Source organism: Isoptericola nanjingensis (assembly GCF_050311635.1).
GTDB lineage: Bacteria > Actinomycetota > Actinomycetes > Actinomycetales > Cellulomonadaceae > Isoptericola > Isoptericola nanjingensis.
Map to the genome: position 1 here is coordinate 166,955 of NZ_JBNOZL010000009.1, position 12,748 is coordinate 179,702.

Below are 12,748 nucleotides of genomic sequence, written 5' to 3' on the forward strand. Positions count from 1 at the left end.
GCGCGGTGCGGAGCCGGGGCGCGGACGAGGAGCGTGCCGCCGCCGGTCGCCGGTGCGCTGGCGGCGGTCCTGGCCGTGGTCCTGGCGTCGTCGGGCTGCGGCGTCCTCGGCGGGACGGCACCCGCCGAGGAGGACGCTCCGGGCGCCGTCGACGCCCCGGCGCCGGAGGAGAGCCTCGCGGCGCCCGACGTCGACGTGTCGCTGCTGCCCCGGGAGCAGGTCGCGGCCACGCCGACGACGCGACTCGCCGACGGCCTGGCGCCGCCCACGAACCGGTGGTTCTCCAGCCTGGCGCTCGGCGACGCGCCGCAGCCCGTGTTCCCGGTGCCGCTCGCGGTCGCGCTGACCGGGGGCGGGTTCGCCTACGGGCTGCCGCAGGTGCAGGTGACCGCGACCTCGATCCTGGGTCCGTTCGACCCGCAGGTGGGCGCGGACGTCGGCGCCGCGTCGGCGGTGGTGTCGCAGTACGACGTCGCGTCCGTGACGGTCGAGCTGCGCGACGGCGCCGGGGCGGCGCTCGGGCACCTGCGGATCGTGGAGGGGTCTCCCGTGCTGCGGTACGTCGCGGCGACCGACCAGGACGTGGCGATGACCTCGGCGTTCACCGTCGCCGACGGCCGAGCGTCGACCGAGGTGCTCGACCGTGAGCACGTCCTCGTGGGTCCGGGCGGCACCGACGACCCCGGTGCCGGGCTCTCCGACGACGGGCGGGTGCTCACGCTCGCCGCGGGCGAGTCCGTCGCCTGGTTCCCGGTGCCGGACGGGGCGTCGGGCGCGTCGGTCGACACCCTCGTCGAGGCTGCCTCGCGCCCGGTGGCCGCGGTGACCGCGTCGTACGGCGCCGGCGACGACGGCGTGAGCACCGCGCTGACCTACGCGACCGCGGACGGGGGCCCCACGGCCGTCGTGCGCATGCCCCACCAGGCGGACTCCACGGGGGCCACCTGCGGCCTCGGCTCGTACGCGACCGTGCACGGGACGGTCGACGTCTGCACGGCGTCGACCCTGGGGTGGTCGAGCCCCGCGGTGGAGCCGGCCGGCGGGCTCGACCTGTCGGGCCTGGACGACGATGCGCGCGCGGAGCTCGCCGACCAGGTGCGTGCCGACGCCGCCGCTGTGGGGACGGGGGCCCTGGAAGCGCCGTCCGACACGTACTTCGGGGGCAAGGCCCTGGCCCGGGACGCCAACCTGCTCGGCCTGGCGGAGGGGCTCGGGCTGGACGGTGTGGCCGAGCCGCTGCGGTCGGGACTCGAGGAACGACTTCGGGAGTGGGCCGAGCCCGACGGCTGCGAGCACCGCGCGGAGCGCTGTTTCGTGCACGACCCGGTGCTGGCGACCGTGGTCGGGAAGGTGCCGGGCTTCGGTTCGGAGGAGGCCAACGACCACCACTTCCACTACGGGTACTTCTTGTACGCGGCGGGCGTCGTGGCGGCCGACGACCCGGCGCTCGCCGCCGACCTCGCGCCCGTGCTGGACCTGCTCGCCGCGGACGTCGCCTCGGGCACGGGGGTGGGCGGCATGCCCGCGCTGCGCGTGTTCGACGTCTACGCCGGGCACTCGTGGGCGTCCGGGTACGCGCCGTTCGCCGACGGCAACAACCAGGAGTCGGCGTCCGAGGCCGTCTCGGCCTGGAACGGGCTGGCCCTGTGGGCGCAGGCGACGGGGGACGCCGAGCTCGAGGAGCAGGCGCGCTGGATGCTCGGCGCGGAGGCCGCGTCGGCGCGCGCCTACTGGACCGACGTCGACCGGGACGACCCCGCGGTGGAGGGCTTCGGCCACCAGGTGACGTCGCTCGTGTGGGGCGGCAAGCGGGACTGGGCCACGTGGTTCAGCGCCGAGCCGAGCGCGATGCTCGGGATCCTCGTGCTGCCGGCACAGCCGGTCGCGACGTACCTCGGCGGGGACCCGGACCGCATCCGTGCCAACCTCGACGAGGCGCTCTCCGGACCGCGCGACGACCCCGCGTCGTGGGACGTGATGTTCGGCGACCAGCTGCTCATGTACGCCGCGCTGGCCGGGCCGGAGGACGCCGCCGCGGCGCTCGGCGTCGCCCGCGACCTGCCCGAGGAGCGCATCGACGACGGGAACACCCGCGCATACCTCCTGGCCTGGCTCCTGGAGCACGCGTCCCGACCGCCGAGGTAGTGCGAACCTCCGCGAGGTCGTCCTGGGGCCCGCGAGGTGGTCGGATCCTTCGCGAGGGAGTTCCGGCCGAGACGGCCTCGAGGCCTCTTGCTCCCTCGGCGAGTTCTGGGCTACCTCGGCGCGATCGTGACCTCAACGTTGCAGACGCATGTTGACGGGTGAAGTCCCGGCCCCTACGGTGAATCCATTCAACGCGGGGAATCGCTTTCCTGCAGCGGGTCGGCGACGTCGCCGTCCCGGAGGCTGACCGGGCCGACGACGGCCCGGGCATCGACGGAGATGGGACCGGGCCATGGCACACGAGGGCGCGCGCGCGGAGGTGGCGGCGGCACGCACGGCGGCCCCCGCCGACGGCGGCGCCCGGCTCGAGCGATGGTTCGGCTGGGTCGACACGCTGGCGTTCCTGGGCCTGCTCAACCTCCTCGTCCTCGCGGGCACGCTGGCCGGGGGAGTGGTGCTCGGCGTCGCGCCCGCGCTCGCCGCGGCGACCGTCGTCAGCCGCACGCGGCTGCGGGGCGACACCCAGCGCGCCGTGCGCGTCTTCGTCCGCGCCTGGGCCTCCGGATTCGCCCGCGCCAACCTCCTCGCCGCGCCGGGCCTGCTGGCCCTCGCCCTCACCGGGACGAGCCTGCTCCTGCTCGACGACGCGCCCGCGGTGCTCCGCGTCGCGCTCGCCGTCATCGCGGGCCTCGGCGTCGTGCACCTGCTGCTCGCCCTGACGATGGACGCCCACTACGACCTGCGTCGCGGCGACGTGCCGCGCCTGGCCTGGACGTTCCTGCTGCGCGCCCCCGGGGCGCCCCTCCTGCTCGCGGCGACGACGGCGCTGGTCGGCGTCGTCACCGCGTTCGTGCCCGGACTCCTGCCCGTCGTCTCGATCGGCGCGTGGGCGTACCTGTGCACGGCCCTCTGCCTGTCCTTCTACGCCGCCAACGACCGCCGGCTCGGCGACCGGGCGGCGACCGACCCCCTCGACGAGTGAACGACGACGTGCACTCCGACGAAAGGAACAGCATGCGCACACGACGGCTGGCCCCCCTGGCCCTCCTCGCGGTCGGGAGCCTCGCGCTCGCGGCCTGCGGCAGCGGCGGTGGCGACGGCGGCGACGGCGGTGGCGGTGGCGAGGCGCTCGACTCGCTCTCGATCATGGCGCCGTACTTCTCCGCGACGCCGCCGGAGGACGACGACCCGGTGGGCGCGAAGCTGTCCGAGCTGGCGGGGCTGGACCTCGACATGCAGTGGGTGCCCAACGCGGAGTACGGCGACCGGACCAACGTGGTGCTGGCCGGCGACGAGATCCCCGACGTCATGGTCATCCAGCAGAAGAGCCAGGGCTTCGTGCAGACGGCGGAGGCCGGCGGCTTCTGGGACCTCACCGAGTACCTGGCCTCGGGCGACTACCCGAACCTCGTCACGGAGAACCCCGACGTCCAGCAGGCCTCGAGCGTCAACGGCAAGGTCTACGGCGTGTACCGGGCCCGCGACGTCGTGCGCACGTCCATCACCATCCGCAAGGACTGGCTGAAGAACCTCGGCCTCGAGGAGCCCACGAACACGGACGAGCTCATGGCGCTCGCCAAGGCGTTCACCGAGGACGACCCCGACGGCAACGGCAAGGACGACACCTACGGGATGATCATCCCCGCCTGGGGTGCGTCGATCGGCACGGGCAGCCCCTACGACGCCATCGAGACCTGGTTCGGCGCGGGCAACGTGTGGAAGGACGAGGGCGGCCAGCTGATCCCGTCGTTCACGACCCCGGAGTGGAAGCAGGCGCTCGACTACGAGAAGCAGCTCATCGAGAACGGCTACGTCAACAAGGACTACGCCACGATGGACGGCTCCACCCAGTGGAACGAGCCGTTCCTCAACGGCAAGGGCGGCATCATCATCGACGTCCAGTCGCGCGCGTCGCAGCTGGCGGGCCTGTTCAAGGAGAAGGACCCCAAGACGTACGACCAGTTCGTCGCGCTCCAGGGCAACATCGCCGGGCCGAACGGTGACTTCGCGCTCCCGACGCCGGGCTACAGCGGCTTCCTCGCCGTGCCGAAGGCGTCGGTGCAGACGGAGGAGCAGCTCAAGCAGGTGCTCACCGCGCTGAACGAGCTGAGCAGCACCGAGGGCCAGGTGCTGGAGAACAACGGCATCGAGGGCGACAACTTCACGGTCGAGGACGGCTTCGCGGTCAACGACGAGTCGAAGCAGGACTACACGGACCTGGTCAGCGGCTCGTGGGCCCAGATCGGCACCAACGTGGCCGGCTACGAGGCCTACAAGCCGAAGCCGGAGACGGAGTACGACGCCGAGCTCGAGCAGGAGCGCGTGGACCTGCAGGCCACGGACCTCGAGAAGGCGGTCTTCAACCCCGGGGCGGCGCTCGTCTCCGAGACCTACATGACCAACGGCGTCCAGCTCGACCAGGTCATCGCCGACGCCCGCATCCAGTACATCAGCGGGCAGATCGACGAGGCGGGGCTCGACGCGGCGATCGCGCAGTGGAAGTCCAGCGGCGGTGACGCGGTCACGGCCGAGATGAACGAGCTCTACGCACAGCTCGGCTGATCCCCTCCGGTGCGGGGCCGGGCCTCGGTGCCCGGCCCCGCACCCCGTCCGAGAAGGAGGCTGCGATGACCGCCGTCGTCGACGTCGAGCAGGCCGGCACGCCCGCGCCCGCCGCCCCTCCCGCGCCCCGCCGGCCGCACCGCGGCTGGGCCCGGGTGGTGCGCTACCGGTGGCTGCTGGTGATGATGCTGCCGGGCATCCTGTACTTCCTGCTGTTCCGCATCTGGCCGATGTGGGGCGCGCAGATCGCGTTCAAGAACTACGTGCCGTTCCTGGGGATCCAGGGCTCGGAGTGGGTGGGCTGGCACCACTTCCAGGAGTTCTTCTCCAACCCCGACTTCCCGCGGCTGCTGGGCAACACGCTGATCCTGGCCGCGCTGAGCCTGTTCGTGGCGTTCCCGCTGACGATCGTGCTGGCGCTGCTGCTCAACGAGGTCCGCCTGTCGGTGCTCAAGCGCACGGTGCAGACGCTGGTCTACATCCCGCACTTCCTGTCCTGGACGGTCGTGGTGTCGCTGACCGCGCTGCTGTTCGCGATCGGCACGGGCCCGCTGTCGTCCTTCCTGGACGGGCTCACCGGCACGGAGACTAACTACCTGGCCGACCCGGACTGGTTCCGTCCGCTGATCCTGCTGCAGACGATCTGGAAGTCCACCGGCTGGGGCACGATCATCTTCCTCGCCGCCCTGGCCAGCGTGGACCAGGAGCAGTACGAGGCCGCCGTCATCGACGGCGCGGGCCGCTGGCAGCGCACCTGGCACATCACGCTGCCCGCCATCCGGCCCACGATCATCGTGATGCTCATCCTGCAGACCGGGGAGATCCTCAACACCGGGTTCGAGCAGATCTACCTCATGTCCAACGCGCTCAACCGCACCGTCGCGGACGTCTTCGACACGTACGTGTACTTCACCGGCATCCAGCAGGGCGCGTACTCCTACTCCACCGCGGTGGGCCTGTCGAAGGCGATCGTCGGGCTGGTGCTGATCTTCGGCACCAACTGGCTCGCCAAGCGCTTCAACCAGCAGGGGATCTTCTGATGGCCGCACCGCTCACCACCGTGCCCACCACGCCCACCGTGGCGCCCGGCCGCGCGTCCCGGCGCGCGTCCCGGCCCTCCACGCAGCACCAGCGGTTCAACACCCGTGCGGGCCGGGCGTTCGACGTCGTCAACGTCGTGCTGCTCGTCGCGGTCGGCCTGCTGGCGCTGCTGCCGTTCCTGTACGTGCTCGCGGGCTCGTTCGCCACGGAGCTGGAGATCACCACGCGACCGTTCTTCCTGTGGCCGCGGGACTTCACGACCGACTCCTATGCCTCGATCCTGTCGTCGTCGGCGTTCGTGCGCGCGTTCGTCACGACCGTCGTCGTGACCCTGGTCGGCACGCTCGTCCAGCTCGCGCTGACGGCGCTGATGGCCTACCCGCTGTCGAAGGTCGACCTGCCCGGGCGGCGCGCCATCATGACCGTCGTCGTGTTCACGATGGTGTTCTCCGCGGGCATGATCCCCACGTTCCTGGTGGTCAAGCAGCTCGGCCTGCTCGACACCTATTGGGCGCTGATCCTGCCGATGGCGATCAACCCGTTCAGCCTGATCATCATCAAGAACTTCTTCCAGCAGCTGCCCCAGGAGCTGGAGGAGTCCGCCAAGATCGACGGCGCCCACGAGCTGCAGATCCTGCGGCACGTCGTGATCCCGCTGTCCAAGCCGGTGCTCGCGACGTTCGCGCTGTTCTACGCCGTCGGCATCTGGAACGACTACATGTCCCCGCTGCTGTACCTGAACGACCAGGACATGTGGACCCTGCAGATGTTCCTGCGGCAGGTCACCGCGTCGGCGTCGCTGTCCGCGCAGGACATGGGCGCCGAGCTGCCCCCGCCCGCGCAGGGCATCAAGTTCGCGGTGGTCATCGTGGCCACCATCCCCGTGCTCCTGGCCTACCCGTTCCTCCAGAAGCACTTCGCCAAGGGAATGCTCATCGGGAGCGTGAAGGGCTGACATGACCATCCACCTCGCGGGCGACTCGACCGTCGCCCCCACCGACCACGGCCGCACCTCGGGGTACCCGGAGATCCCGCTGCTGGGCTGGGGCGACGAGCTCGCGACGTTCACCGGCGACGTCGTGCGCAACCACGCGATCGGCGGCGCCACCACGGCGTCGTTCCGGGCCGAGGGACGCTGGGAGAAGCTGCTCGCGGAGCTGCGGCCCGGCGACACGGTGGTGATCCAGTTCGGGCACAACGACCAGAAGGAGCCCGACGAGCTCGCCGCCGAGGGCGGGTACACGGACCGGCTCGCGCAGTTCGTCGCGGAAGCGCGCGCGAACGGGGCGCGGCCCGTGCTGGCCACGAGCGTCGAGCGCCGCCTGTTCGACGGCGACGGCCCCGACGCTCCGCTGCGCTGGTCGCACGGCCCCTACCCGGCGGCGGTGCGCACGCTCGGCCACGAGCTCGACGTGCCGGTGCTCGACCTCACCGCGTTCACGCGCTGGCTGTACGGGTGGCTGGGCCGCGACGCCTCGGCCGCCCTCTTCCCGCACGGCGCCGCCGCGGCGGCGGGCCTGCCCGTCGACGAGAAGCTGGCCACGGACAACACCCACTTCACGACGGCGGGGGCGCGCGCCGTCGCCCGCTACGTCGGCGAGGCCCTGGCGTCGCTCGACGGCGTGCACGACGCCGAGGAGCCGCTCGGGGCGTGGGTGATGCAGCCGTGACAACGCCCGTGGTGGCGGGGACCTACCGCAACGCCCTGGCCGGTCCCGGCGACCTCGCCGGGTGGGTCGCGGAAGGCCCGGTCGGCGTCGAGCACCGCGACGACGGCCTGGTGCTGCGCAGCACGGCCGACGAGGCAGCGCTCGACGCCGACGGCCGCGGGGACCACGCGCACTTCACCTACTGGTGCCCGGACGTCTTCCCGGCGGACGTCGAGGTCGCGTGGGACTTCCGCCCGCTGGCCGGCGACGGCCTGGCGATGCTGTTCTTCGCCGCCACGGGCACCGACGGCCGCGACCTCTTCGACCCGTCGCTGGCCGAGCGCACCGGGTTCTACCCGCAGTACCACTCGGGGGACGTGTCGACGCTCCACGTGTCCTACCTGCGCCGCAAGTGGGCGGCCGAGAAGCGGTTCCGCACCTGCAACCTGCGCAAGAGCCCCGGCTTCCGCCTCGTCGCGCAGGGGGCCGACCCGCTGCCCGGGCCCGACGACGCCGACGGCCACTACCGCGTGCGCGTCACCAAGCGCGGCGCCGACGTCTCCTTCGCGATCGACGACCTCACCCTCTTCACGTTCCACGACGACGCGCCGCTGGGCGCCGGCCGGATCGGCTTCCGGCAGATGGCCCCGCTCGTCGCCCACTACCGCAACCTCGAGGTGACCCCGCTGTCATGACCACCGCCCCCGCCGCATCCCCGCTGACCGAGTCCGTCGAGACCCCGGACGGGGTCGACGTCCCGCTGCGCTGGCTCGACGACGTCGCGCCCGACCTCACGGTCGGCGGCGTCACCTGCGGCGTCCCGTTCCGCCCGGGCGTGGTGCGCGACGCCGCGGCGCTCGCCGTCGTGGACGCCTGGGGCCGCGCCGTCCCCGCGCAGACGTGGCCGCTCGCGACATGGCCCGACGGCAGCGTGAAGTGGTCCGGCGTCGCGCTCGGCGCGGCGACGCCGCCCAGCGCGTCGTACCGCGTGGTCGCCGCCCCGCTGGTCGAGCCGGTCGGGACCCAGGACGTCGTCCCGACGGGCTCGACCGACGGGGTGACGGTCGTCGAGCACGCGGACGAGGTGGTCGTGGACACGGGCGCGTGCACGGTGGTCGTGGGGCGTTCCGGCCCGGACGTCGTGCGGTCCGTGCGGGTGCGCGGCGTGGAGGTGGCGCGCGCGGGGCGGCTGGTGTCCAGCCGGCAGGACCGCCCGGAGCCCGACCACCGGGCGCGGCGCGAGTCGGTGGGCGTGGTGCGCGACGTCGTCGTGGAGCAGGCCGGACCGGTGCGCGCCGTCGTGCGGGTGACGGGCGCGCACCGCGACGTCGACCGGGCCCACGAGGACGGCGCGCCCGCCTGGCTGCCGTTCACGCTGCGCCTGGTGCTCGCGGCCGGGGCGCCCACGTTCCGGCTCGTGCACTCGTTCGTGTGGGACGGCGACCCCGAGCGCGACTTCCTCTCGTCGCTCGGCCTGCGATTCGACGTCCCGCTGCGCGCCGCGCACCACGACCGGCACGTGCGCCTCGCGGGGGCGGACGGCGGCCTCGTGCGCGAGGCGGTGCAGGGCGTCACCGGGCTGCGCCGGGACCCCGGCGCGGGGGTGCGCGCGGCCCAGGTGGCGGGCCGCGCGACGCCGCCGCTGGTGGAGTGGGACGAGCGGGTCTCCGGCCGGCTGCGGTGGGTGCCGACCTGGGAGGCCTGGTCGCTGCGGCAGCTGAGCGCGAACGGTTTCACCGTGCACAAGCGGACGGCCCCCGACCGGCCGTGGATCGACGTGGCGCAGGGCACGCGGTCCGAGGGTCTGGGCTACCTGGGGGACACGGGCGGCGGCCTCGCCGTCGGGCTGACCGGGTTCTGGCAGTCGCACCCGACCGGGATCGACGTCGAGCGCGCGACGTCCGACGTCGGGTCGCTCACGACCTGGCTCTGGTCGCCCGACGCCGCGCCGATGGACCTGCGCTTCTACCACGACGGCCTCGGCCAGGACACGTACGACGACCAACTCGACGCCCTCGAGATCACGTACGAGGACTACGAGCCGGGGTTCGGGAACGCGCACGGCATCGGCCGCACGCACGAGCTCACCGTCACCGCGTTCGCCGGCACGCCCGACGCCGACGCGCTCGCGCGCCTCGCCGCGGGCACCGCCGTCCGGCCCCAGCTCGTGCCCGTCCCCGAGGCGCTGCACGCGGCGCGCGTGCTCGGCGACTGGGACCTCGTCGACCGCAGCACCCCCGAGCGGGCGGCGCTGGAGGACCGGCTCGCCACGATGCTCGACTTCTACGTCGGTCAGGTGGACCAGCGCTCCTGGTACGGGTTCTGGAGCTACGGCGACGTCATGCACGCCTACGACCCCGACCGGCACGTGTGGCGCTACGACGTCGGCGGCTACGCCTGGGACAACTCCGAGCTCTCCCCGGACCTGTGGCTGTGGACGTCGTTCCTGCGCACCGGCCGGGCCGACGTCTTCCGGCTCGCCGAGCGCATGACCCGCCACACGGGTGACGTGGACGTCTACCACGCCGGCCCCTGGCAGGGGCTGGGCAGCCGGCACAACGTGCAGCACTGGGGGTGCAGCGCGAAGCAGGTGCGCATCTCGACGCCGGCGTACCGGCGGCCGCACTACTTCCTCACCGGCGACGAGCACACCCGGGACCTCATGCTCGAGCTGCGGGACTCCGACCGGAACTTCCTCGGGCTCGACCCGACCCGCAAGGTGCGGCCCGACGCCGCCACGTACCGCCCGCGGCCCGAGGCGCTGGCGGTCGGGCTCGGCACGGACTGGAGCGCCCTGGCCGCCACGTGGCTCGCGGACTGGGAGGCGACGGGGAACGAGCGGTCGCGCGACCGGCTGGTCGGCACCATGACCGACATCGGCGCGCTGAAGCACGGCTTCTTCACCGGCGAGGCGCTGTACGACCTGGGCACCGGCCGGTTCGCCACCGACCGCGACCGCGTCACCGTCTCGCACCTGTCCGCCGTCTTCGGGCTGGTGGAGATCTGCTCGGAGCTGGTGTCGCTGGTCGACGCGGGCCTCGTCGACGCACCCGGCTTCACGGAGGCGTGGCTGCAGTACTGCCGCCTCTACCTCGCGACGCCGGCGGAGCAGGAGGCCGAGCTCGGCGTCGCGCCGTCCGGCACGAACCTCGAGCAGGCGCACTCCCGCCTCGCCGCGTACGCCGCGGCACGGCTCGGCGACGACGGCCTGGCCGACGTCGCGTGGCGCGCGTACTTCCGCGGCGGGGAGTTCATGGGCGAGGAGGCCTTCCACCCCGTGCCGGTGCTGCCGCCCGAGACCCTGGTGCGGATCGACGAGGCGCGGACGCTGTCCACCAACGACGCCGCCCAGTGCAGCCTCGCGACGATCCAGAACCTCGCGCTCATCGGCCATCGATGCGGCCGGGTCTAGGGCCGAAGTGCGCCCCGCCCAGCAAGAGCGGGGCGCATTCCGTGATCGCACGACTACCCGGACAATTCGGCCTCGCACTCTGGTGAAACGGCCGCCAGGACGAACCACGAACCGTCGGACTCGATGAGCTGACGACCTTCCTCTTCGCCTGAGGTCGTACCGAAGAACACGACCTGGAGTTCGAACGGGGCTGCCGTGACAGTGTCGTCGTCCTGACCAGGGTGTGAGACGGTCTCGAAGCGTGTCGACGGATCCGGAAGAGCGACCATGGACCTCAGTGCACCCAGCTCGGCCTGGACACAGGTGTCAGGCACCGCGGATCCGAGAATGACGGTTCCGGTGTCCCGCGGGTCGGGGTACGCCATCACGTTCCGTAGCGCACCGCTGTCGCTCGACCGTACAGCGTTGAGGTACTGCGTGGTTGCCTCCTCGCCGCCTGTCGCTCCTCCTGCCGTTGTGCTGCACCCCGACACGAGGAGCGTCGTGACGACCGTGAGTCCGGCCAGGGCGCGTGCGTGCGAGCTCAACGGGTCGAGGTCCAGCTCAGACTGGTGCGTGTCGCCTTCGGCTTGTAGCCGGTGTAGGTGCTGCCGTGCGCCGTCTGCTTCACCTTCGTCCACGAATAGGTATACCCAGGCCGTGAGGTGCTGAAGGTGTACTTCGGCACCTTTCCGTTGGTGACCTTTTGCGAGTACGAGAGATCCGTCTTCTTGATGATTGCAGCGTCACCGTGCGCCCATCGCGCTGCGGTGGTGGAGAGGGACGTGCGCTTCACAGTCGTCGAGCAGCCGATCTTCTGCGGCAGGGAGATAGAGAAGCCCGCGAACGAGTAGCCGACGCTGAATGCTGTTCCGCACCCGGTCCGTGAGCGTGAGAAGGTCGGTGTCGCCGAGTACACGTTGGAGCGGGCGGCCTGCGTCGACGCGACCCGCTGCGCCCAGCCACCGCTGCGTCCCGAGAACCCGCTGCTGGCGTTCTGCGTCTTGGACCACGTCGACGTGATCTCCGAGATGTAGTAGTCGGCGGACTTGTCCGAGTCCTTGAGGCGGTACTTCCAGGTGCAGTACTTCACGGTTCCACCTGCGCCGTGGGGCTTGTACCCCGGGTAGTACCCGCTGACACGGCCGTTCCCCACTCCCGCACGCCAGGAGAGCGCGCTGCTGCACCCTGACGACACGATGGTTGCAGGCACGGAAGCGGAGAGCGCGGAAGCGTGTGGAGCCGCTACGACGGGAGCCCCGACTGATGTCGTCGCAATCGCGACAGCGAGGACCCATCGTGTCCATCTTCTCGGGGCGTCGTGCATCGTACGGGTTGGGCTGGGCGAATGTTCGGTTGTGGCGCGCATTAACTTGTCTCCCGCGTGAGTGTGATGGCCGCGGCCTCGAAGAGCAGACCGAGAGGAGGCTAGGCGGCCGCTTCGGCAGGTGTAGGGAGATTGCGGAAACGTCAAGCCCGTCGTGGTGGGGTGTGGTGCTTGATATCTTCCGGCCGGACGAGCGGAGGTTGGATCTCAGGTGCCGACGATCACGCAGCTTCGAGCGCTGTACGCGATGTCTGAGCATGGATCGTTGACCAGCGCCGCTGCCGCGCTCGGCTACACCGTTAGTGGGGTCAGCCGGCAGCTGGACGCCCTTGAGGCGGTCATCGGCGGCTCCCTCCTCTTCCGCGGGTCCTCGGGATGGATGGTGACGAATCTCGGTCGGGACGTCTTGGACGAGGCGGAACCGTTGCTCCTTGCCCACGACCGGATCCGCCTGATCGCGGCTCGCCATCGAAGAACGACCAGGAGCGGGGTGGGCCGACCTGATGCGGCACGTTGCGACCAGGAGCCCCGGCTGGCGGGACCGGTGGGGTGAGAGCCACCAAGTACGCTGTGCGGCGGCAATCTTCACCGGACGTTCACGGGCGAGCGGCAGCGGTGAGCACGACGGCCCGC

General features: G+C 71.9%; 10 protein-coding genes. 9 read left to right on the top strand and 1 reads right to left on the bottom strand.

Annotated features, from left to right (window positions below):
- The first annotated feature begins 33 nt into the window (after nt 1-33).
- From ACQP6G_RS18705 to ACQP6G_RS18740, 8 genes are all read left to right on the top strand, one after another.
- Nucleotides 34-2,145 carry a glycosyl hydrolase gene (locus ACQP6G_RS18705; protein WP_429766568.1) on the top strand — a complete coding sequence of 704 codons (2,112 nt, stop codon included), beginning with the start codon at nt 34-36 and terminating at the stop codon, nt 2,143-2,145.
- 292 nt (nt 2,146-2,437) lie between these two features.
- Complete coding sequence (locus ACQP6G_RS18710; RefSeq protein ID WP_429766569.1) at nt 2,438-3,127, top strand: DUF624 domain-containing protein; 690 nt, start codon at nt 2,438-2,440, stop codon at nt 3,125-3,127.
- Between the two features lie 32 nt (nt 3,128-3,159).
- The gene (locus tag ACQP6G_RS18715) at nt 3,160-4,707 is read left to right on the top strand and encodes an extracellular solute-binding protein (protein WP_429766570.1); all 1,548 of its coding nucleotides are present in this window, start codon (nt 3,160-3,162) and stop codon (nt 4,705-4,707) included.
- 65 nt (nt 4,708-4,772) lie between these two features.
- A complete protein-coding gene (locus ACQP6G_RS18720) occupies nt 4,773-5,747 on the top strand; it encodes an ABC transporter permease (RefSeq protein WP_429766572.1) in 975 nt (324 codons plus the stop codon).
- Nucleotides 5,747-6,703, top strand: coding sequence for a carbohydrate ABC transporter permease (locus ACQP6G_RS18725; protein ID WP_429766574.1), 957 nt, complete (start codon nt 5,747-5,749; stop codon nt 6,701-6,703). The genes ACQP6G_RS18720 and ACQP6G_RS18725 overlap by 1 nt, the downstream gene beginning before the upstream one ends.
- Before the next feature lies 1 nt (nt 6,704).
- On the top strand, nt 6,705-7,418 hold the full coding sequence (locus ACQP6G_RS18730; RefSeq protein WP_429766576.1) for a rhamnogalacturonan acetylesterase: 714 nt from the start codon (nt 6,705-6,707) through the stop codon (nt 7,416-7,418).
- Complete coding sequence (locus tag ACQP6G_RS18735; protein ID WP_429766578.1) at nt 7,415-8,092, top strand: DUF1961 family protein; 678 nt, start codon at nt 7,415-7,417, stop codon at nt 8,090-8,092. Before ACQP6G_RS18730 ends, ACQP6G_RS18735 begins: the two co-directional genes overlap by 4 nt.
- Nucleotides 8,089-10,809 carry an exo-rhamnogalacturonan lyase family protein gene (locus ACQP6G_RS18740; protein ID WP_429766580.1) on the top strand — a complete coding sequence of 907 codons (2,721 nt, stop codon included), beginning with the start codon at nt 8,089-8,091 and terminating at the stop codon, nt 10,807-10,809. The genes ACQP6G_RS18735 and ACQP6G_RS18740 overlap by 4 nt, the downstream gene beginning before the upstream one ends.
- A 523-nt stretch (nt 10,810-11,332) precedes the next feature.
- Here ACQP6G_RS18740 and ACQP6G_RS18745 read toward each other — a convergent pair.
- Nucleotides 11,333-11,881 carry a hypothetical protein gene (locus tag ACQP6G_RS18745; protein WP_429766581.1) on the bottom strand — a complete coding sequence of 183 codons (549 nt, stop codon included), beginning with the start codon at nt 11,879-11,881 and terminating at the stop codon, nt 11,333-11,335.
- A gap of 445 nt (nt 11,882-12,326) precedes the next feature.
- Here ACQP6G_RS18745 and ACQP6G_RS18750 point away from each other — a divergent pair, with 445 nt between their 5' ends.
- Nucleotides 12,327-12,668, top strand: a complete 342-nt coding sequence (locus ACQP6G_RS18750; RefSeq protein ID WP_429766583.1) for a LysR family transcriptional regulator — start codon at nt 12,327-12,329, stop codon at nt 12,666-12,668.
- Nucleotides 12,669-12,748: the final 80 nt, after the last annotated feature.

Bases quoted from the DNA above. Each gene is read 5' to 3' on its own strand.
- ACQP6G_RS18725 (WP_429766574.1), top strand. From the start codon at position 5,747: ATGGCCGCACCGCTCACCACCGTGCCCACCACGCCCACCGTGGCGCCC.
- ACQP6G_RS18730 (WP_429766576.1), top strand. From the start codon at position 6,705: ATGACCATCCACCTCGCGGGCGACTCGACCGTCGCCCCCACCGACCAC.
- ACQP6G_RS18740 (WP_429766580.1), top strand. From the start codon at position 8,089: ATGACCACCGCCCCCGCCGCATCCCCGCTGACCGAGTCCGTCGAGACC.
- ACQP6G_RS18720 (WP_429766572.1), top strand. From the start codon at position 4,773: ATGACCGCCGTCGTCGACGTCGAGCAGGCCGGCACGCCCGCGCCCGCC.
- ACQP6G_RS18710 (WP_429766569.1), top strand. From the start codon at position 2,438: ATGGCACACGAGGGCGCGCGCGCGGAGGTGGCGGCGGCACGCACGGCG.
- ACQP6G_RS18715 (WP_429766570.1), top strand. From the start codon at position 3,160: ATGCGCACACGACGGCTGGCCCCCCTGGCCCTCCTCGCGGTCGGGAGC.